Source organism: Nesterenkonia sp. LB17, from assembly GCF_022565915.1.
In the GTDB taxonomy this organism is placed as follows: domain Bacteria; phylum Actinomycetota; class Actinomycetes; order Actinomycetales; family Micrococcaceae; genus Nesterenkonia.
Genome location: NZ_JAJOYX010000002.1, coordinates 468,551 through 489,783, shown reverse-complemented (window position 1 = coordinate 489,783; position 21,233 = coordinate 468,551). Strand labels below are relative to the sequence as shown.

Below are 21,233 nucleotides of genomic sequence, written 5' to 3'. Positions count from 1 at the left end.
GCGTGCAATATGTAAAGGCATCCACGGCTACCTCCTTCGCCGGTCCTTATCGACCATAATGCGAGGTCACTGGCAGTACTTATTGAGCTGTTCGAGTTTCGTGAGATACGGCTCGGCTGACAACCCCGTCGTAGTGGCGCTAACTCCTGTGATGAGTAACTGGGCCGTCCGGGTCACGTGATCGCGAACCGCGACGGCAACCGCGTGCGGGTCACGACGCACCAGGGCGTCCATGATGTCACTGCGGTCATTGGCCAAGTCTTGACCGCTCCGAGTCGAAGGGATCGTCACCAGCCCACGGGTAAGCACCAGGTTGCGCAGTTCGCTGTCGAGAGCCGTCAATCGCGCGTTGCCCGCCAGCCCCAGTAGGAAAAGATGGAAGTCTTTGTCCGCCTGCAGGGTTCCGGGACCGTCACCTGCAGAGGCGGCGTCCAAAATTCTGCGGTGCAATACCCTGATATGAGCCAGGTCTTCCTCAGTAGCTGCTTCAGCGCCTCGAGCGGCCGCCGGAGGCTCAAGAATGATCCGGATCTGAAAAATTTGCACGATCTCGTCCAAGGATATTTGCAGTACACGGGCACCCCGGTTCTTCTCTATCCGAACGATGCCTTCCTTTTCGAGCAGCTGAAGCGCCTCGCGGACCGGAGTCCTGGAGACTCCTAGTTTCTCGGCCAATTCGATTGCCGAGTAGAGCTCCCCGGGCTTCATCTCGCCAGACGTGATGGCTGCTCTGAGCCGGTCTGTGACCTGGGCCGTCAAAGAAAGGCCAGCCGTGACCTGTTGCATGCTACTCATCTGTGCATTCTACGGGTGGCATCGTGGTCTTCGTCCCACCGCGAGAGGCTTTGAAATCGAGCTTTCTTGTGGAATCTTGTAACGCTCGCTCGCCCTCAGTGGGTCTGCTGACGGTTCGGTTGACTTCCTGACTGCTAAGAAAGCAGAGAGGATAGTCCCATGCCGAAGATCTATTCCGAGGAGTTCAAGGCCTCCGCGTTGGAGCTGCTCGATGCCGGGATGACCCAGAAGTAGGTCTGCGAAGACCTGGGCATCTCGAAGTCAGCCCTGCAGATGTGGGTGAGTAAGGATCGAGCACATCACCACGGTGTCGAGCCTGCTGAAGATGCTGCTGGCCGAGCGGACCAGTCGAAGATGCTCAGATGTATCCGTGAACTCGAACAAGAAAACGAGATCCTGCGTCGAGCTACTGCGTACTTGTCCCAGGCGAATCTGAAGGTCGGGCAGGCCCGCTCAGAATGATGTTCCCGCTGGTCCGTGACCTTGCCGTCGCCGGTGTTCCGGTGGCGGTGGCCTGTCGGGTGTTGGGCTTCTTGAAGCAGGCGTTCTATCAGTGGGCGGCGAACCCGGTCTCGGCTCGTGACTGGCAGGAGGCGGAACTGCTCAACGCCGCCTATAACATTCACGCTGATGATCCTGAGTTCGGGCACCGGTTCATCGCTGATGAGCTCTGCGCGGCCGGGCATCTGGTGTCTGAGCGCCGGGTCTGACGGCTGTGTTCTCAGCAGCGGATCTTCTCGGCCACGATCCGCAGAGCCCGAAGGATGAACAAGAAGCCAGGCCCTCCGGTCTGTGATGACCGGGTCCAACGCGACTTCAGCGCGACTGCTCCGAATCAGCTGTGGCTTACCGATATCACGGAGCATCGCACCGCTGAAGGCAAGATCTACGCCTGCGCGGTGAAGGACGTGTTCTCGAATCGGATCGTGGGCTACTCGATCGGGCCCAGGATGAAGTCACACCTGGCAGTGGCTGCTCTGAACGACGCGGTGGTCCGCCGTGGCGCCGGGCAAGTGGCTGGCTGTGTTGTACATAGCGACCGAGGGTCTCAATTTCGTTCCAGGAGATATCAGCGGGCGATCAAGGCTCATGGGCTGCTTGGATTGATGGGCCGGGTCGGTGCTGCGGGTGATAATGCCGCGATGGAGAGCTTCTTCTCCACGTTGCAGAAGAACGTGCTCAACAGGCGCCGCTGGTCCTCTAGGGATGAGCTCCGCAGGGAGATCGTCTACTGGATCGAGCGGACTTATCACCGGCGTCGTCGGCAGCGGCGTCTGGGTAAGTTGACGCCGGTTGAATACGAGACCGTTTACAAAACGACCGTCGCTCTGGCGGCGTAAACCCCGAGGTCAACTAAACCGTCAGCAGACCCACACACACCGCCATGGGGACCAAACGTGCTGCCGCGATGTGGACCAGGTCATCGGTACGGTCCGCCCAGATCGTCGCGGTGCACCTCGACGTAAGCGTGCGCTCGTTGTTTTAGCGATCTTCCATATGGTCCTTGACCCGGAGACCCGAATCAGCACGAAGACGCCGCTCGGAATGCAAGATGACCTGCGATATCCGCAGCGTGTTTAGTGCAATCTCGCCTGGAGCCTCGATAGGGAACACCACGCGCCCGCCTAGAAATCACACGGCGCCCAATGGAGATAGAAGCTTTGTAGAACCTTCCCCACTTGCTGCCGTGCTACTTGGATTGTGGCGACAGGTCGTACGTGATCCAATGCGTCTGAGTCGCGACTTGATCATAGAGCCTTCTAGCGGTCTCGTTGCTTTCGGCGGTGATCCATCGAACTACAGTGGCGTCTTCATCATGAGCGATGCCTACGAGGCGTTGCAGTATCGCGGAGGCGGCACCAGTGCCCCGCGCGCTCGGAACAGTGAATAGATCGTCCAGATAGAGGCCGTGCCCTCCGACGATCGGGCGCGCGAACGTTCGGAAGTGGCCAAGTCCAATAACCCGTCCTTCATCCTCTGCGATGAGACAGCGAGTGCTGTGTTCAGGGTCGATAATCCACTTCCACACTGTGTCAATTATGGTGGAATCGTGAGTCTTGCCGTAGAAATCTCGATATGCACGGAAAATAACACTCCACGCATCGCGGTCCGGCTCGGCAACAAGCCGAACGACTATTGATGTTGTCATAGATCGTTCACCTCCACCGGGCACTCAATGCCCGTAGAAAACTAATTTCGTTGTCCGACGGCAAAGTCCGATGCCATCTGGTTGTCTTCAGCGATGGTCAAGTAGGACGTCCGAGTCATTGGGATGAATGCGAGGTAGCTGCGGTCCTGACGTTTCACAGGAGAGCGGTTCTCTCCGGGTACCACCGCCCACTTGGTAATCCGACATTTCTCGCCCCCAAGCTCGACTTCACAAAGATTCGATCCAGCGCTCATGGCTAGCCCTTCGGGTTTCTATCAGGCACTTAGGAATGTGTCTCACGCCACAGTGTGACACAGATCCTACTGGCCACATGTTGTGACACAGATCCGGCTGGCCCAATGTATCGGGTAGTCGCGGGGGAGAAGCCATGAGGATCAAGCAATTTCATCGATGGCAACTCGTGCTCTGCGGTCGAGAATCTCAAAGGAGGGCGTCCAGTTCCGAACAACTGTTATGTAGTTCTCATCTGTCAAGAGGCAGGATGAGGCGCCCGTCCCCACGCGAGGGGGCGGGCGCCTCGTGCTTCGCTGCGGATCCGTCGGTGAGCGTGTCAAAAACGACGCGCGGTCAGACTGATATGCGCGGATTGGTTACCGCAGGACGGGATGTTCGGCAGGAGCGTTCCCGCGTCTCTAGGATCGAGCGTCACCAGGCGTGGGGCCGGCTGCTCATAGCTGAATCGCGGATCGCTCCACGCGCTGCCACCGGCATCACCGCAACGAAGCGGCCTGTGGAGGCTGAGCCCCCTCAGTCCTGCATCACGGCCAAGGACCAGCACCAGTCAGCCAGCTCTCGGGCCACGGCCACGTTCGCCACCAGTGAACTCTTGCCACGCGCGATGAACCGCGCCCGGCGATCATGAAGACGCCGATTTCCCACGTCACCGCGGGCTCGCGCCGCGGCGGGGGCGAAATCCCACCGATCACGCATGGTCTTGCCAATCGTGTACCTGACCGGGTGATGCCACGCGGTCTCGACCAGCAACCGGCGGGCGTGGGTGTTCCCGGCTTTGCTGATCGGGCCCTGGGGCCGGGACTGGCCCGAGGAATACTCCGAGCGGACCAGGCCCACATAGGCGCGGATGCTGTTGCCGGTGAATCGGTGCCAGTCTTCGATCTCGACCGTCAGCCCTAACCCGGTCAGGGTCGAGACTCCGCGAAGACACCCCAGCCGATGCATCACCGGCCCGTGATGCGGGGCGGCAACCATGACCGTGATCGCCTCATCCAGGCGCCCGCGTCGGGCTTCCATGGTCAGCACTGCTTCAAGTCGGAGTCAAAGGCCATTCGGGTGGACTGGTGGGCCAGCTGGGTCTGGAACTCTGTGACCAGCTAGATGTGATGCGCTGCGGTCCACGCATTGTCTCCGGTGTAATTGCCTCCGGTGTAGAGGATGCTGTGGCGCAGCAGCAGCTTCGAGAGCCGGTGTCGGGCGCGCATCAGATCACTGCGGCAGTCCTCTCTGGCTCGAACCAGGTCCCGGTCTGCCTCTCGGTCTGCTGATGGAACAGTCACGGCGACGTGTTCGTCCAGGCGCAGCAGTCGGGCCAGGTGCACCGCGTCTTTGGCGTCGGTCTTGACCCGGTCCCGGGCTGGTCGTTGGAGCTTCGACGGGGCGAGCACCTCACACCGGATCCCGGCATCGAGCAGTGTCCGGTAGAGACCGAACCCGGTCGGGCCGGCCTCGTAGGCCACAGCCACCGGGCCGGGAGGTTCCTGAGCCGGGTGAGGATGTGCTCGTGTGATGGGGTCAGTCGTGATTGGAGGAGCTCTCCTGTGTCGCTGTCGATTGCTGCCGCGTAGACAGATCGTGCGTGCACATCGAGCCCAACACTCGGACGCTCGGTAAACACCGGGGCCTTCCACATATGTCGGCAAGGCCGGGCAAGGGGCGTCTTGTCCGGTGCCCCACGAATCTCTGTGAGTGGGGGCCCGGTCCGCAACCCCTTGCAGACCGCAAGGAGCTACTGCATACCGTCTAGTGCGTTCGCGGCTTCTCGTGCGCGCGCAAGAACCTCGATGACGCATGCCCGGGCTAATAGGTTGGAGAGCACTAGATGTACTCGGCCACTACGTTGGTGACAGTCGACTGGTCGGAGGCATGCCGCCGAGTGCGGTGTGGCGTCGCTGATTGTTGTAGACCTCGAGCCATGCTGCAAGAGCAGCGGCACGTGCAGCGTTGTCTAGGAAGACCTGCCGGTAGGCCCATTCGGTTTGCAGGGTGCGGTTGAATCGCTCGACTTTGCCGTTCTGCCAACGGCAGTGAGGTTTGATGAACTTATGCCTGGCACCGAGGGCGCTGATCTCGGCGGCTACATCGGCCGAGTGCCGGTAGGAGAAGTGGTTTTCGGTGATGACTCGCTCGATCCGGGTGATGCCCTGTCCCGCGAAGTAGCCGGCTGCACGAAGGATGAATCCGGCGCAGGTGGCGCCCTTCTCGTCGGGCAGGATCTCGGAGTAGGCCAGCCGAGAGTGGTCATCGACCATCGAGTGCACGTAGTCATAGCCGATCCGGGCTCGCTTCTTGGCCCAGGATGAGCTCATGTGACGGCCGTGGGCTTTCCATCCTCCGCCATCGGGGATCTTGCCGATCTTCTTGACATCGACATGGACCAGTTCGCCGGGGTGGTCACGCTCGTAGCGGACCGCGGTGGTCTTCGAGAACCGGATCACCTCACCGGTCAGCGGGTCGCAGTCGCGCAGGTAAGGGACTCTGTACCGGCGCAGCACCCGCGAGACGGTGCGGGCCGGGACGCTCAGCTCGGGGCCGATCCAGTCCTGGCCCCGACGTTGCTGGACTCGCAGGGCCAATGGCTTCCTCGGTCTCGGCCGGGGTCTGTCGTGGACAGTGGCGCGGTCCTGACGAGCGGTCGTGGAGACCGGACCAGCCTTCTTTGGGGAAGCGGGTGATCCAACGGTGGGCGCACTGGCGGGAGATGCCTTGGGCTTTCGCCGCGTGGGCGACTGCCCAGCCTTGTTCACAGACGCGCTCAATGAGTAGTTGCCGATCACGGGCATTGAGTCGGGCGTTACGGTGGGACATGGAGACCTCCGGACGGTAGACGACCTAGACGTCGCCCACCGCAACCGGGGGTCTCCTTTAGGTCAAGGACCGGCTCGGAGTGTCACTAACCACTTGGCCGAGTACAACTAGATCCGGCGCGCTCTCAGAGGCGATCCCCCTAGGGGGGCTTACCACGCAAACACTCGATGACCCGTGATGCATACGCGGATCTCTCGGTGTGCACCGAAGCGGCCGTTAGCCCGCTCTCCAGGGTCATCAGCCAAGCTGACTGTCTCAGCTTTTGGGGAGTGGGACCCGAGCACCGGAGGGAGGATGTAAGCAGTCTGGGCTGCTGAAAACCCAGGTGGACCAGATAGGACGAAGACGTTGCACCACCGAGTCTCTGCGCAGAGTATTCGCCTGTTTCAACTCTGGGCGCAGCCTATGACCCGGCAGTCGGTGACGAACGTTGGCGAGGCTGTCCAACCTAGGGCCTAACTCAAGTGCGCTGGGACACCTGCAGACGCTGCTGGGCCCCGTTAGTTGACCCCCCCGATAGGACCGATCCCAGGTGACTTCAATGTCTGTGAGGCGATTGTAATGAGCCCGCTGTGCTGAGCCTCGGAGGATTATGTTTCGTATAGAACGGCGGAGAGTTTTCTTCCTGGTCCGTCTCCGCTCTTCGTCGTTCAACGTGGCGTCGAGTTTCAGGATCAGTACACATACGAGCCAGGACAACGGGGCTTAGTGCCCTATCTAGTTGGAGGTCGCCAGTTCTATTTAGATAATGTCTACCGGTGTTCCCGGACGACGCTCGGGTCGGCCATGTGCCAGCGATCCGCGTGAAAGCAGTCTCCCCGCAGATCCTGCCCGATTAGGACCGAACAGCAAGCTCCCCTGCGGCGGTGACGGCTCCAACCCCACGGACGGAAACAACTGCGGGGACTCAATTGCGTTAAGTCTGGTGAAAATCGCGAGATTCCCGGAAAGCTCAACGTCAAGGACGCGGCTTCTTCTGATTAGGGGCAGCAACTGTGAACCGCCATAGATCTCGTCAGCCTGCCAGTCCAGCAATGAGTCACTGGCATCGACAGCTTGGATTGAGCGGCCGTGAGATCTGCAAGGCCATCATCGTGGCTCAGAGCCGGGGATTAGCACTCGCAATTAGGCGAACAGATTCGGGGGAGGGCACTGGGCATGAGGTCAAGTGACTCAGGGGACACGCCGGGAAAACGTGACGACACGACCCCGGTCAGCCAGTTCTTGCCGGACATTTCGAGGCTCAGGGGTGGTCCACTGAGCGAGCAAAACACGGACACCTGCTGTATGTGGAGATGACGATGCTCGGACTTCCCTCGGGTGGCGGTGGTGGACGGGCTGAACCGAGAGGGTCCCGCCGGGTTTGCATCACCGGCCAGCAGAAGATGGGCTTCGGGCCACGTTCTTATCGGTCTCAAGAGAAACACTACGCATGGGGAGGGAAGAGTAGAGATAGTGCTGGCACTTTTCAGTAGCGCATGCGGCATTCGATAGGCGACGCAGCCAGGAGCGGCGAGGTCGGCAGACACTGAATCCCAGGGCGCTTGGCGCGATGCCGCGTCAGTTTCGTGTAGAAGTGTCGACGAAGTCATTGACAAAATCTGAATATCTGAATAACCTTGTCATGCGTGACTCGCGTCACAAGTAAGATATCAAACAACAAGACCATCTAATCGTCGATATTATACGTCCTTGCGCTTTATGTCGCAATTCCTCAATGTCGCGGGACTCAATCAACGGATTCTGATGTAATCTAGGCGCGTTAATCTGTATTTATGACTGCTCACATATACTGGGAAGAGTTACCTAGATGAAGATCGATACAATCTTATATAATGGACGCATACGAACGATTGACCCACTACGTCCGAATGCAAGTAAAATTGGAATACTACAGGGTAGAATTGTGGGTCTTGATGAAGAGCTTGATGGATTAGAGTCCAGTCATTCGATTGATTTACGGGGCGCCCCCGTCGTACCGGGCTTCAACGACAGTCATATGCACTTCTCAATGATGGGCGTAGAGATGGCCCGCCTGGACCTTTCCCTTGAGACAACCCCTACGTTGCAGCATCTGTATGAAAAGGTCGAGGCGTACGCCCAGAGCCAGCCAGACGGCGCCTGGATTCAAGGTCAAGGATACGATCAAAACAGGATTGGAGGACATCCCGAGAGAGATGTGCTCGATCAGATAGCGGGCGGACGACCCGTTTATCTTGTGCACAACTCCCATCACATGGCTGTCGTGAATACCAAGGCCTTGGAGATGGCTGGTCATCCCGATCCTGAATCGATGGAGTCGCCAACCGGAGGCACTTTGGGCCGATACCCCGACGGCAGAATGAACGGACTCCTACAGGAACAAGCCATGAATCTGGTATCACATGTGCTGAAGCCAGTAGCCCAAGAAGTCATCAGAAAAGGTCTAGCGACGGCTTCGAACTGGGCTCTCAGCCATGGGATTACAAGTGCCACTGAACCGGGGATATGCGGCGACGTAATGGGTCACGGTCCGGCGGACCTCAGAGCCTTCCAGGATGTTCTCGCGGCCGGAAGTCTCAAGGTCCGGATGACTCTGATGCCTTACGTCACAGCCCTGCATTCGTTAGGTGACATTGGGGGATCCGAAGGCTGGGGTCTCGACCTGGGGATCTTGTCTGGATTTGGTGATGAGAGGTTGCGTATAGGGCCCGTGAAGATTCTCTCAGATGGCTCTCTAATAGGGAGAACCGCCGCAGTTTGCTGTGGTTACCACGATGCGCCGAATAATGAAGGCTACCTTCAATGGGAGCGAGATGAGTTAGAGCGCATGCTATTCGCCGCGCACAGAAATGGTTGGCAGATTGCTACGCATGCGATTGGAGATTACGCGCTTGACACAGTCTTGGATATCTATGATGAGGCGCAGCACAGATGGCCTCGCCACGATTCAAGACACCGGATTGAACACGCAGCGATCTCATCTCTGAACCAAGTCAAGCGAATTGTCGATGGAGGGTATATCCCTGTACCCCAGGGGAGATTTATTTCGACTCTCGGTGATGGTTTTGTGACCGCCTTGGGGAAAGAGCGGTTGAAGATGGCATACCGCATGCGCAGCTTCGTTGAGGCCGGCGTCACTCTGCCTGGCTCTACGGATGCCCCCGTCGTCTCTGGTGAAGCCATTCTAAGTATTCACGACATGGTCAACCGCAAGAGTCAGGGGGGACAGGCGATCGCTCTCGAAGAGGCACTGACGCCTTTGCAGGCCGTTGAGGCCTACACACACGGATCCGCCTACGCCGTCCACGAAGAGACCAGGAAGGGGACACTGACTCCTGGCAAGCTCGCTGACTTGGTGGTGCTGTCAGATGATCCAGTGGAGGTTGACCCAGAACGCATAGCGAAAATTGAGGTCGGTTCCACCATGGTGAATGGGATCTTCGAGTACGACGCCGCGGGCCTTCTCCCCTAAGTGTATGAGTTTTCCCTATCTAGTGGGGGCAACGATCTGCGCGGCAGTGGTCGAATGACATCCGAGTCTGTCAGAGATGGCGTTCCTTAGACTGCCCATGTGAAGACCTCGATGACACTCATTCGATTCCAGCGCCCGGGTATCAATGGGGGCCGGCTACTCGACAGTCCCGAAGGACCTTCCCGCCGTTGGCGACGAAGGACACCGTTTCTGCGGCAGGAGGAGTGGTGTTGGTCGGTCCGGTCTCTGGGCCTTGGCGCTTGCCCAGAGTCACCCCATGATCCGGGGGTGCCCCTATGTTCTTTGTCAAGCAGCAACGGGGATCTTGGCTTCGTAGAGAGTGCCGTCGCGGAGCATCGCATAGATGACATCACGACGGCGGCGAGCCAGAGCGATCAGAGCCTGCTTATGCTTCTTTTCCTCGGACCTCTTGCGGTCGTAGTAAGCCCGTGAGAGCGGGTCCTTCAGAGCCGCGAAGCAGGACAGGAACAGGGCCCGTTTGAGAATACTGTGGCCCCGCCTCGAGGAGTGATCCCCGCGGATCGATGACCCCGATCTCCACGTCACCGGAGAGAGTCCAGCGTAGGAAGCGAGATGTCCAGCGGTGGGGAAGTCCTTGCCGACGACCTCGGTGAGCATCCGTGCTACGGTCCTGGTCCCTACCACCGAAATCGAGCTCAGGACCGAGTGAAGAGCGTGAGCCTCCACGATGGCCTCAACCTGGGCATGCAGCGTGTCTCGAGAGGTCCTTAGATCAGCGAGCATCCCGGCCAGCTGGGGCAGCACCACGACCGCCGCATTCGTACCGATGACCACCACGGTCTGGGCATCCAGGGCAGAGAAGATCTCAGCGGTGAGCCGGTCATACATCCGTGGAGCCTGCTTCTTCAGCCGGGCCGAGACCCTCTTGCGGCCCCCGGCGCGCAACGCTGCTGGGTAGGCCAGGTGCTGATCACATTCAACACCGCGGGTGGTCCCATTGTGGTCATAGGACCCGTTCCAGTCCGGGGTGGATCTGCGCCAGCAGTCCCCGCAGCCGGTTTGAGGTCGCAGCGACCTGTTCATCGACCACCGCGATTGAGGGCGGGGTGTGCGGCATGGTGTGAGCGGCTTCGGCGATAATCGCGGCATCCTCGGCATCAGTCTTGGCCTCGCTCGGGTGCAGGTCCGCGATCCGGCGCATCGCCAACCCCGGCAGGTAGCCCACGGTGACTCCGCAGGCCTGAGCGACCGCGACCGGGATGGACCCGATGGTGGCCGGCTGGCCCACCACGAACAAGATCCTGCCGTGTCGGGCCAGGGTGTCGATAACGACCCGCATCTTGGCCTCGTCATTGGGCAATGCCTTGTCGTAGAGCTTCTGACCCGTCCGGTCTAGAGCAACAGCGTCGTGTTCACCCTTGCCCACGTCGACCCTGAGGAAGACATCGACCTCTTGGTGGTTGCCGGTCAGGGCTGTTTCTCCAGTGTGAGACACGGGTTCCCACGTGCTGGTCCAGCCGCGGTGTCAGAGCTCGGCATCCACGTTACAAAAGGCCTCGACTAAGTTCTTCCCGGCCCCTATTAGCGATTTCTCTGGCACCTTCAGGTCCCGGTGACATCCCCCCCCCCCGGATCATCAGTGATTGGGGTAGCAATTATGTCGGGGCCTTCCGGCCACACACCCACATCTTCTCCCGAAGAAGGGGTTACGAAGAAGGTAACGGGGCACCGCATCGAACCCGATAGTTCAGTTTGTCCACGCCTGCCGAAACTTCGCCGATAGTGCGTGTAGGGAATGCGACGCCAACTGAGGGCTGGCGGGGGAGGCATACTCCGTTGCTGGACCGACGCCCACTAGCTGGGATACGTACCACTTTTCTGATGCGGGCACGCGGATGTCGACTTTCGGCTCTCCCGCAGGTCTGCGTGGTTCAACCGCAATCGAGGTAAGGCAGTAGTCCTTCGCACCGCGGGGGTCACGGTCTCCATGCGCGTGCGTAATCTCAGATCCGAATGCCGAATGCATCTTTGGGGCGATCTTTGAAGGCGTGCAAGACGCGACTTGAGGCTCCTGCCAGAGTTGCCGAAGACCGGAACGTTCTAGTGGCCATCGATGGTTCGACAGCGGCTCGCCGTTTGCTGCCGAGGCGCTTGGCGGGCCCCTCAGTAGAAGGTATACCGGCTCTTCACACTTGAGCGTGGAGTCCCGCTCGAGGGTGGATTTGGGAGCGTCGGCGTGTCTGCCTGAAGCTCCTGGCCAGAATACGTGACTGGTAGTTGGCCTGGTTCCGGAATCCGCGGCCGGTGCGCTTGATCTGCCCGATCGAAGTGTTCGCAGCCTCTGTCCGCGCGTTGGTGACCCGGGTACGGATGAACACCTTGATCTCTGGCCACCACCTCGCCACCGTCCCTGAGAGTCTCTAGGCTTCTGGCAGCCCGGCAGCGGCCACCGCCAGCTCGAAGTCGATCCTCGCGCTCTGCGCCGCAGAAACGGACTCAGCATTCAGAATCCTGCGCAGGTGTTTTTTGACCGCCCAGGCGCCGGCGACCTGCTCGATATCAGCGTCATCAAGGACCTGCTCCAACCGGTGCAGTCCGGCCTCGCTGAGCCGGTCTCCAGCGCGCAGCAACAGCATCCGGTGGGCCCACACCGCGTCCTGTTTCCGACCCCGGCGGCCCAACACCTCCCGCAGAGCACGCTGACGAACGTGGGTGAGCACCTGATTGCCCAGCTTGACCAGATGGAAGTGATCGAGACTGATTTGGACCGCGGGCAGCACCGTGCGGATCGCAGACTGGAACGCCGTGGAGGGATCGATCACGACGACCTCAAGCCGATACAACCCCTGCGGGGAGCGGGCCTTCAGCCAGGAGCTCAGGTTCTTAGAGGACCGCCCATCAACGACCCCGAGCACATGGCCGGTGTGGGCACCAACGAAGGTGCTCCACGGCTCCACCCGGCACCACACCGAGGTCTGCGAGTGCTTGAACCACTTCGCGGTCGCGAAGCGGTGCTCATCGATCCCCAGTGCCCGCACCGGCACCTGATCCACCTGGGGCAAGACCGTGCTCTGGGAGAGGATCGCAGTGTTGACCGTGCCCCATGCCAAATCATGGGCGTGGGCGACTTCGGCGGTGGCCCTTCCCGGAGTCCAACACCGCAGCCACCACTGGGTCTCGCAACCGGGTGGTGCACCGGGCTCGTGCTGGCAGCTGCTCGGTGATCTGGGTGAAGGTCTGTTTCGGGCAGGCGGTCTCGGCGCAGATCAAGCACGGCTTGACCACGATCACCTCAGCCCGGGCGCCGTCGAGGGGGACGTCCTTGATTCGTTGGCGGATTCGTTGGTGCACCCGAGTGGCAAGGACTCCGCACTCGAGACAGGCATCTTGTTGATCGTGGGGGGGGGGTGACCACGACGCGGCGACCTCCCAGAGGCAGGTCCACGGCCTCGATGACGGTGTAGTCGGCGAGGTTGAACACCACAGACGCGGCGTGACGGGCGGGGTCTTCGGCGGCGGTGCGGATGCGCGGGGTCAGGTGGTCGCGCGTAGGCTGGGACATGGCTCGTGTCCTTCGTGATCAAGGATAGATTCGTCGCAAAATCCTTCCTCAAGCAAGGGCACGAGCCTCTTGACTCACGACACCCCCACGCTCAACTGGGAAGTGCCGATTTAACATATCGTAGCGCCCGGGGCGGGTACACCCGAACCGTCGGGCGCGAGCGGTTCAGGGCGGACATCCGTGGGTGATGCCAACGATCCGTGGAGCGTCTGGCCTGTGAACTTCAGGGAGAGCTATGCGGAGCTCAGCCAATCAGTTGCCGGGTAGAGAGGCGATCCAATTAGCCTATCATGCCGAGCCACCGGCCAACCCTCGCGAGGAAGCAGACTTGACGTCCATACCAGCGGGCCGTGGCGAGACGCAGATGTCCGAGGACATCGATGCGATCGCTCGCGCATCCCAGGTTTGGTGCCACGAACTGACGGCCCGGAGTGAACCTCCGTGCAGTGGTCCGCTGACACTTCGACGAATTCCTAATGACCAGTCGCTTCAATTCGGTATCGGACAAAGGGATGGACCTCGTGTCGGATTATCCAGGGATCCGAATTATCGCACACCTGTCGAACATGACGCGGTTGCGGAACGAGAGACAGGACAGAGAATCCGACCGCGGGACATCAGTCTAGGGATCTAAGTTCAAAGAATCTGCAGTCATTGCTACTCGTGCGCGTTCTTGTCGTGACAAGCCCTGTATTGGGCGCGGTAGACAGTTCTCCGGAGCGAGATTGTAATGCTCCGCCACCGCGGCAATGACTCGTAGGCTGCCCCCAAGCTCCGAGAAGAGGGTCCAAAGAGGGGCGAGTCGGTGCGATTCGGCAGTCGCGACTTCCGGTAGGCGTTGCTGCGCAGCGCGGGTGATAGCTAATGCTGGTTGAGGGACGGTACCTGCGAGAACCGAGTACCAAGCATCACAACCAGCGTTTAGTCCAGCGGCCGCGACGGGATCTCCAGATATTCCAATCGTGATGTGCTGCGGCACTGCGTTCCGGATTGCGTCGATTCGCTTGCGCGATATATCAATGTCTGACGATATCGCAGGAATTTTTATCGATGTTATATTAGGAATTTGTGAGATCTCCCCATAAAGGCTAGGTGTGAATTTGAACCGAGTGGTACTGGGGTTATCATAAACAATTATAGGCATTTTAGTGTGTAACGCAACCGTATGGTATATCTCGTAAACTTCCAATGCGCTCAAGGCTTGGTATGTCATGGGCGCGAGTAATATGGCTGACGCTCCCGCGGCCTCAGCGCCGTCGACGTTTATTAGAATTTGCGACGTCCGTAGCGCCCCAACTCCGACGATCACGGGTTTTCCTCCGGAGTGTTCGACCGCGAGTTGCGCGGCACGTGCACGTTCTGGCGCAGTCAGGTAGGCGTATGACCCAGTAGATCCAAGCGCGGTGATCGAATCGACGTCCGTGTTCGCTAGCCTTTCTATCAAACCAGCGAAAGAAGTCTCGTTGATTTCGTCATCGGTGATAGGGGTCAGAGGAAATGCGCTTAGACCTTTCACTTTAAACATAATAAAGTCCTGTCATCGGGGTTCGTACGAGTCAATTCGCTGACGCCACGGAAGAAGCGCTACGAATGTCAAGCTGGCGAGTATGAGCATGCCGAGCAGAACCTGGGAAAGCGCCAAAAATTGTGCCAGCATGGCGATGGGTAACGGAGAGAGGAAGCCTATGTAGCTTAAAGCCTGGAAGACGGCGGTATTTCGTCCAAGCTGGTTTGAGGGACTGAGGCTGGCAATGATTCTGAGGCCAGCAGTTTGGCAGAACCCGTGAGCAAGGCCGAAAACCAAACATGCGACGGGGAGCAAGGTGAGCAATTGCCAATGCACTGCAATGATGCTCAATGCGAAAGCTGCAGTGGCGATCGCCATCGCCAAGGGCGCAAGCAGCCCCGTCGAAATCTTTGCCCGCCCAGCTATAGGTTGCACTAATAGAGCGCCAAGCGCGGGCAGCGGAGTAAGGAATGCGCTAAACAGCAATGCATCGTGTGTCATGTCTCGCGAAAGGGCGCTGGGCAGTATTGCAAGGGGTACGGCGGTGCACACGAGGGTCCATGGTGCCAGGGGTAGCACGATCCGACGGAAGCGCGGATCCCTCAGGCCTAGAGGGTGGCCAGCCAAGCGAGGTGTCATGGCGGGGCCGGTACGCTTCCCGGATCCTGAGTCTTGCGAGGAGCACCGTCGTAACGTTAGCCAGCGGCGGAAGGACAGGGCAAAGAACGTAATTGACAGGAGTACATGTGGCAACATCACCCAAAGTTGGGGGCTAAAAAGTGAGAGGCGCAAAGTCCCTGATGCCAATAGTCCAACAAAGAGTGATCCAACGCCCATCCCGGCAGTCATTGCTACGACTGACGAACGGGAGCCTCGGGGTGGCGGCAAGGACTCTGTCACCCAAGCCGTCCCGGCGCTAAAGCCCGCACCGCAGCTAATACCAGTCATCACCCGAGCAACAATGATTGCCGTTGGGGCCACACCGTCGGACATGAGGATGGCAGAGGAGAGTGCCGAAAATGCCACTGCCACCGTGAGGACTACGGGGCGCCCAAAACGGTCTGATAGCCACCCTCCCAGCAAGAGGCTGGGAATTAAAGTCACACCATATAAAACGAAAAGTCCTTGAATTTCCACGGGGCCGATGGGAGTAATTTGGGGGTAGAACAAGATCAGCGGGGAAAACTGGTTGGAACCCCACCCGAGTACGAACAATCCGACCCAGGGCACAACAGGCGCATACAGACGGCTCGATTTGATCGGTAAGGTATCGGCATCCTTAGAAACACGATAATCCATTCAGAAGTCCCGTCGGATATAACAGAATAGTCAGTTCTTTTTGTCTAGGGAAGTATTAGGACGACGAAGATCCACAAACTTTGCAAGCTTAGCATGAAGCACTGTTGGTCGTTTCTTGGGTGCAGTTATGCATTCACTGGGGAATCAAGTTGTGCCAGAGTAGGATTTAAAATCCCTGAAACCCCGACGATCAAATTTGAGGAGGCGCCCTCTGCTGGAACACGAAATCCCTACCCGGAGAGTAATGCTATCCAAGCAAGATTACTTATTTGGTGATGTTTCTTTTTCTCGGTGTCGGTAGTCAGCTGTCTGTCGAGGGGCCTGACGCGCACTGAAACTGCTTGTTCGCTGGTCTGTCTCCACATGAGACCGCGTTCACTGAGTTACACGAGCGGTGCACCACCCCCAAGTCCCCACAGGTAATCAGCAGAGCTGGCTTTGCGTTCGTGGTACGATAGACCGCGTTCAAGGCTGCCTAATCGTCTGCGACAGGCTGTGCAACCTTGACGCCGCACCATGAGGCGATGAACAATGCGATCGAGCCAGTGCACTTGCGCAGTGAATCGATGCTCACCCTCTCGTCGAAACCATGGATGTTCTCCGAGACGGGGCCATAAACAAGCGTTGGCATGCTTCCGTAGTTTACGAATACGCGGGCGTCGAGGTAGCCAGGGGTCGTGAAGCGGACGAGTTCCTGGGAAAAGGCTGCTCTGTGAGTTGTCTCGAGAAGCGCCTCAGCCTCACTGCCCGGCTCGAGCACGTAGCCTTCGGCGAAGAAGCCGTCCGGGGTCACTTTCACGGCGAATGCCTCGCGCCCCGAGGAACTCTGCGCTGCGGCCTGGACACACGTCGTGACTTCATGTAAGGCGTCTTCAGCGCGCGTCCCGGGATAAGTCGCAACCCTCACCCGCAATTCGCACCAGGCGGGAACGCTCGACGGCCAGTCACCCCCTGTGATCCCGCCGATATTGAAGTTAATTGGATGATCGAGATCTTCGAAGTATGCGTGCTGACTCTTCTCCGCGTTCCACTGCGCTTCCAACGAACGTAAGGCGGCGATGACTTGGTAGGCCGCATCGATGGCGTTGAATCCACTGGCCATCTCACGAGGATGCGCTGGGTTCCCGGTCACCCGAACTGTGAACCAAAGCACCCCCACATTGGCTCGAACAAGTGCGTCCTCTTCTGGTTCCGAGATGATCACGGCGTCTGCTTTGTAGCCCCGCAACAAGGCTGCGAGTGAACCATTCCCAGTGCACTCCTCCTCCACGACCGACTGGAGATGTACGGGAGCGGTGAGTTCAAGGCCAGACCTTTGAATTGCATCGAACGCGAATAGGTTAGCGATAAGACCGGCCTTCATGTCACCCGCTCCACGTCCGTAGAGCCAACCGTCATGCGTGACAGCGTCCCAGGGAGACCGTGACCACTGATCCTCTGGGCCCTCTGGCACGACATCGATATGACCGTTTAAGATCAAAGATTTCCCGAGATACTCCTTGGGGTGATACGTGCCTACAACGTTCGTCATGGAGCTGTAGTCGACCGTAGACTTGCCGTACCCAGCATGGTCTCTCAATTCAGAGGAATTGATACTCCAACGATCGATTTCGAGACCTAGGTTGCGTAGATGCTTCTCCATCAGATCCTGGGCGGCTTCTTCTCCTTCGCGCAGCGAGGGGGACCCGACGAGCTCTGCTGTCATCGCTAGTTGGCTGTCAAACTGTTCGTCTACAGCGTCCAGAATTGCTCGAGCGGTTGCATCTGGAATCATTAGGTCTCCTTGGTGGGTATGAAAGCACTTGGGTTTTGGCAACCATGCTACACAAGTGTGACTAACGCCACTGCATCACCGGTTCGCCTGGGCTTATCAGAAATTGGTCCGCCAATAGATGGGACAACTTTCGTGTCTCTAGACACAGTCGGGTCTGACGCCCCGCATCGCGGGGCACATCCGTCCAGCGCGGGCGGTGGGCAGAAAGGGGACATAACCAACTCACAGAGAGAAGCCAGGGAACTCGAGGGCGTGTTGTCGCCCAGGGACTGGTCGCGGCGGAGCATGGATCGCTGATAGGGCCTCTGTGTCAAGAGTTGGCCGATGCGCCTGTGCTGAGGTCCTTGAGAATCGTGCGGTAGATGACATTGCTCAGCCTTCGCTTGAGGGCCCTGCGAGCTTCTCGAGGGGTCTTGCCCTCCGCCAGTTTCTTCAGGTAGTAATCGCGGCCGAAACCTCCATGCTGGATCTGGCACACCGCCATGACGTGAAGCACCGAGTTCAAGCGGCGATTGCCACCAGGATTCAACCGCTGCCTCAGGTTGTCTCCACTGGAGGTATCTAAGGGCGCCGCTCCGGTGTAGCTGGCGAAGTGGCTGGCCGAGCGGAACCGGTGCACGTCGCCGACCTCGCCCAAGACCTTTCCAGCCATGATCGTGCTGATGCCCTGGAGCCCCAGCAGTGAAGTGCCTGATGCCTGCAGTTCCTCAGCGATGCGGTGCTCGTAGTCATCCATGAGCTTCTCCAGCCGGGCCACCTCACCGATCAGATCGCGCGCCAGATCCCGACGAGTCTGACCTATCGCAGTCGCGGGCCGCAGGCCCCTCAGCGCAGCTCGACCCCTTGTCAGCGTCAGACCTCGTGGCACTCCACCAGGAATCAGGTCCCGGAGCAGGTCGTGGAGGCGATTCAGCGCGCGGGTGCGTTCACTTTGGAGCCCGTCTCGTTCGCGGGTCAGCAGGTCAAGAATCTCGGCGTGGTCCTCAGCCGACACCGACCGGAGACCTTCGTGATGTTGAGCGACCCAGCCCACGGCTCGCGCATCAGCGGCGTCGGACTTCCGCCCGCCACCGGTGTGCAGGACCCGGGCCTTCATCGACAAAGGGGAGGGCACATCGAGGACGTCATGGCCCTGACTCAGAAGGAACTGGGAGATACCTCGTCCGAGGCCCCGAGCAACTTCCACCGCGAAGAGGACATCCTCGAACCGTGCCGCCCACGCCAGAACGGCAGGGCCCGTGCCCTTGTTCACAGCAAAACGACGGGTGGCGCTGTTCGTCCCATCGGCTTCCAGAGCTGCGGCGGTCAGTGATGATTTATGGGGGGTCGATTCCGATGACAGTCATGATGAGCTGCTTCCACTCGTAGGGATATGAAGCTCCCTCGGTGGGCACACTGACTTTGAATCACCCACACGCCTCTGTCGCACCACACCCAGGGCCGATCACGGTCAGCCAGGCACCCAATCAGTGAACCAACCCCATTCCTGGGGCGGCAAGAGGCACGCGGACCAATGCTGACCGTCAACATCGACACTACGAAGCTGCAGGCTCCGAAGTGCCGGCCGCTCTGCCATTCAAGTGAGAGGCAGGACGCCCCAGCGCCGTTAATGGTTCCGAGGGCTTGGTTTCTAACTTGGATGCCGAGCATGACCCGCCCACCGACTGCCCTGAAATGTTCTGGGTCCGGACTGGATGACTGACCGCCGCAGGCGTCATGCCCGTAGTGGTGACGAGTTTCTGAAAGGGACTGGAGAAGCTCGTGGCCTTGGAACCTCAGGACTTCCCGCTGTTCATCGGCCTCGATGGGGGTAAATCAGAACAACACGCCACCGCCCTCACCCATGACGGGGAAAAGGTCTACGACAGGCCCCTGCCCAACGACGAGACCCGGCTCAGAGAGTTTTTCACGGGTCTGCTGACGGTTTAGTTGACCTCGTGACGTGACCTACAGTTTGGTTTCCACTCGGTCTGGCTAGCTTCCGGCGGTGAGCGGTTGAATCGTGTGAGCGAGGTCATAGTCATGAGGCGTCGCGTAAGCAATGCCGGAGTGGCGGCGTCGACGGTTGTAGAACACCTCGATGTACTCGAATATCGCGTTCGCCAACTCGACCCTGGTCCGCCACTTCTTGCGATTGAGCAACTCGATCTGCATCGAGGACCAGAAGGACTCCATCATCGCATTATCCAACCCGTCACCCACGGTCCCGAACGAGGGCAGAAGCCCTGCCGAGCGGATCTTCTGAGTGAACACCCACGAGGTGAACTGGACTCCATGATCCGCATGAACGATCCCACCAGGGCTGGGGGTTCGCGCGCGGATCGCCATATCCAGAGCGTTGACGACCAGATTTGAGTCCTGCTTGGAATCAATCGCCCAACCAATGATCTTGCGGCTGCACGCGTCCAGAACCGCCGCGCAGTAAATCTTGCCTTCCCTGGTGGGATGTTCGGTAATGTCCGTGACCCAGAGTTCGTTGAGCCCGAGGCGATGGAACTTACGGTTGACCAGATCATCGGCTGTGGCCACGCCCTTGAGGCGCTTGACCCGCGTAGGTCCTGGTAGACCACCCAGTCCTGCCCGGCTCATCAGCATCCAGACGAGCCGACTCGAGCACGTAATCCCCATCCCGAGCGTGAGCTCGGCATGGATCCGTCGGTACCCATAGGTGCCACGAGACGCAATGTGGACCTCGCCGATGAGGCCGGTGAGCCAGCGTCGGCGCAGTTCCGTGGCGCTGGTGGGGCGCCGCCTGTAGCGGTAATACCCCTGACGGGAAACCCCGAGCAGGCGACAGCAGGTGTTCACTGGCTCCCCGGCGTCGACAAGACGGTCGATCACCGGGTGCGCTCTTTTGGGTCGAGGGGCTCCTCATCGAGCCAGGTGGATGCCCGTCGGAGGATCGAGATCTCTTGCTCGAGCTGACGAACCCTGGCGCGGGCGGCGCGCAGCTGCGCCGATTCCTGGGTCGTGTGACCCGGTCGGAGACCGTGATCGATGTCGTCCTGGCGCAGCCAGGAGTGGAGTGTGACCTCGTGGATGCCGAGATCGGCTGCGGTCTGTTTGACCGGTCGGCCCTCGCGCACGAGTGAGATGGCGCGGGCCCTGAACTCTGGAGGATAGGGGCGTGGCATGGTGATCAGCCTTCCAGGAAGGCCATCGGCTAGCGAGGGATGGTGGCAACCAAACTGTAGGTCACGTCACGAGGTCAACTAAACCGTCAGCAGACCCCACCGCCCTGACCAGGGATCACGGCGCAGCTCTCGTCGTGGTGGATCAACCAGCCAACATTGGGCCCTGCCCGTGGCAGTCGCCCAAGCCATGCCTGCGATTGAAGTCGCTTACCTGCCGGGGCGGACGATGCGCCGGATGGCGGATCTGCACGCTGGATCAGCCAAGACCGATGCCCGGGACGCGTTCATGATCGCCGAAACCGCTCGCACCATGCCAGCGGCGTTGCGCTCGATCGCAGTTTCTGATGAACAGGTCGCTGAACTCGCGGTGCTGGCTAGGTTCGATGATGGCCTGCTGGGCCAGACCACCGCGGCCAGGAACCGGCTGCGCGGACTGCTCACCCAGAATCTTCCCCTTGCAGCGGTGTGACCTAAGCCCCTAACAGTCCTCAAGCGGGCCGAGGACAGTGAAATC

Annotated in this window: 10 protein-coding genes and 6 pseudogenes; 4 read left to right on the top strand and 12 right to left on the bottom strand. The window is 59.5% G+C overall.

The annotated features are described in order from the left end of the window. Nucleotides 1-66: 66 nt before the first annotated feature. Nucleotides 67-795, bottom strand: a complete 729-nt coding sequence (locus tag LTH96_RS06005) for a GntR family transcriptional regulator (RefSeq protein WP_241464821.1) — start codon at nucleotides 793-795, stop codon at nucleotides 67-69. A 219-nt stretch (nucleotides 796-1,014) separates the two neighbouring features. Between LTH96_RS06005 and LTH96_RS06000 the strand changes: the two are divergent. Beyond that, nucleotides 1,015-2,135 (top strand): annotated as a pseudogene (locus LTH96_RS06000) (IS3 family transposase). Between the two features lie 350 nt (nucleotides 2,136-2,485). Here the strand turns inward: LTH96_RS06000 and LTH96_RS05995 are convergent. The 4 genes and pseudogenes from LTH96_RS05995 to LTH96_RS05980 all read right to left on the bottom strand — a co-directional run bounded on the left by LTH96_RS05995 (nucleotide 2,486) and on the right by LTH96_RS05980 (nucleotide 6,007). Beyond that, nucleotides 2,486-2,944: a GNAT family N-acetyltransferase gene (locus LTH96_RS05995; protein ID WP_241464820.1), complete on the bottom strand. Its 459-nt coding sequence runs from the start codon at nucleotides 2,942-2,944 to the stop codon at nucleotides 2,486-2,488. 768 nt (nucleotides 2,945-3,712) lie between these two features. After that, complete coding sequence (locus LTH96_RS05990; protein WP_241465093.1) at nucleotides 3,713-4,216, bottom strand: transposase; 504 nt, start codon at nucleotides 4,214-4,216, stop codon at nucleotides 3,713-3,715. 80 nt (nucleotides 4,217-4,296) lie between these two features. Next, nucleotides 4,297-4,665, bottom strand: a complete 369-nt coding sequence (locus LTH96_RS13270; protein ID WP_241464819.1) for a transposase — start codon at nucleotides 4,663-4,665, stop codon at nucleotides 4,297-4,299. A gap of 369 nt (nucleotides 4,666-5,034) precedes the next feature. Then, nucleotides 5,035-6,007: pseudogene (locus tag LTH96_RS05980) on the bottom strand (IS481 family transposase). Between the two features lie 1,810 nt (nucleotides 6,008-7,817). Between LTH96_RS05980 and LTH96_RS05975 the strand changes: the two are divergent. Then, on the top strand, nucleotides 7,818-9,461 hold the full coding sequence (locus tag LTH96_RS05975; RefSeq protein WP_241464818.1) for an amidohydrolase: 1,644 nt from the start codon (nucleotides 7,818-7,820) through the stop codon (nucleotides 9,459-9,461). Between the two features lie 306 nt (nucleotides 9,462-9,767). Here LTH96_RS05975 and LTH96_RS05970 read toward each other — a convergent pair. From LTH96_RS05970 to LTH96_RS05945, 6 genes and pseudogenes are all read right to left on the bottom strand, one after another. Next, nucleotides 9,768-10,982: pseudogene (locus LTH96_RS05970) on the bottom strand (IS110 family transposase). A 647-nt stretch (nucleotides 10,983-11,629) separates the two neighbouring features. Further along, a pseudogene (locus LTH96_RS13090) lies at nucleotides 11,630-13,005 on the bottom strand (ISL3 family transposase). Between the two features lie 622 nt (nucleotides 13,006-13,627). Further along, nucleotides 13,628-14,530 carry a dihydrodipicolinate synthase family protein gene (locus LTH96_RS05960; RefSeq protein ID WP_241464817.1) on the bottom strand — a complete coding sequence of 301 codons (903 nt, stop codon included), beginning with the start codon at nucleotides 14,528-14,530 and terminating at the stop codon, nucleotides 13,628-13,630. A 12-nt stretch (nucleotides 14,531-14,542) separates the two neighbouring features. Continuing rightward, complete coding sequence (locus LTH96_RS05955) at nucleotides 14,543-15,811, bottom strand: MFS transporter (RefSeq protein ID WP_241464816.1); 1,269 nt, start codon at nucleotides 15,809-15,811, stop codon at nucleotides 14,543-14,545. A gap of 475 nt (nucleotides 15,812-16,286) precedes the next feature. Next, nucleotides 16,287-17,585 (bottom strand): ArgE/DapE family deacylase, encoded by a 1,299-nt coding sequence (locus tag LTH96_RS05950; protein WP_241464815.1) that lies wholly within the window; start codon nucleotides 17,583-17,585, stop codon nucleotides 16,287-16,289. A gap of 310 nt (nucleotides 17,586-17,895) precedes the next feature. Then, the gene (locus LTH96_RS05945; protein ID WP_241465092.1) at nucleotides 17,896-18,879 is read right to left on the bottom strand and encodes a transposase; all 984 of its coding nucleotides are present in this window, start codon (nucleotides 18,877-18,879) and stop codon (nucleotides 17,896-17,898) included. A 467-nt stretch (nucleotides 18,880-19,346) separates the two neighbouring features. On the opposite strand from LTH96_RS05945, the gene LTH96_RS05940 reads away from it, so the two are divergent. Beyond that, a complete protein-coding gene (locus LTH96_RS05940; protein WP_304653912.1) occupies nucleotides 19,347-19,514 on the top strand; it encodes a hypothetical protein in 168 nt (55 codons plus the stop codon). 45 nt (nucleotides 19,515-19,559) lie between these two features. Here the strand turns inward: LTH96_RS05940 and LTH96_RS05935 are convergent. Beyond that, nucleotides 19,560-20,719 (bottom strand): annotated as a pseudogene (locus LTH96_RS05935) (IS3 family transposase). Nucleotides 20,720-20,835: 116 nt separating this feature from the next. Here LTH96_RS05935 and LTH96_RS05930 point away from each other — a divergent pair. Beyond that, a pseudogene (locus tag LTH96_RS05930) lies at nucleotides 20,836-21,173 on the top strand (transposase); the annotation flags it as partial. Nucleotides 21,174-21,233: the final 60 nt, after the last annotated feature.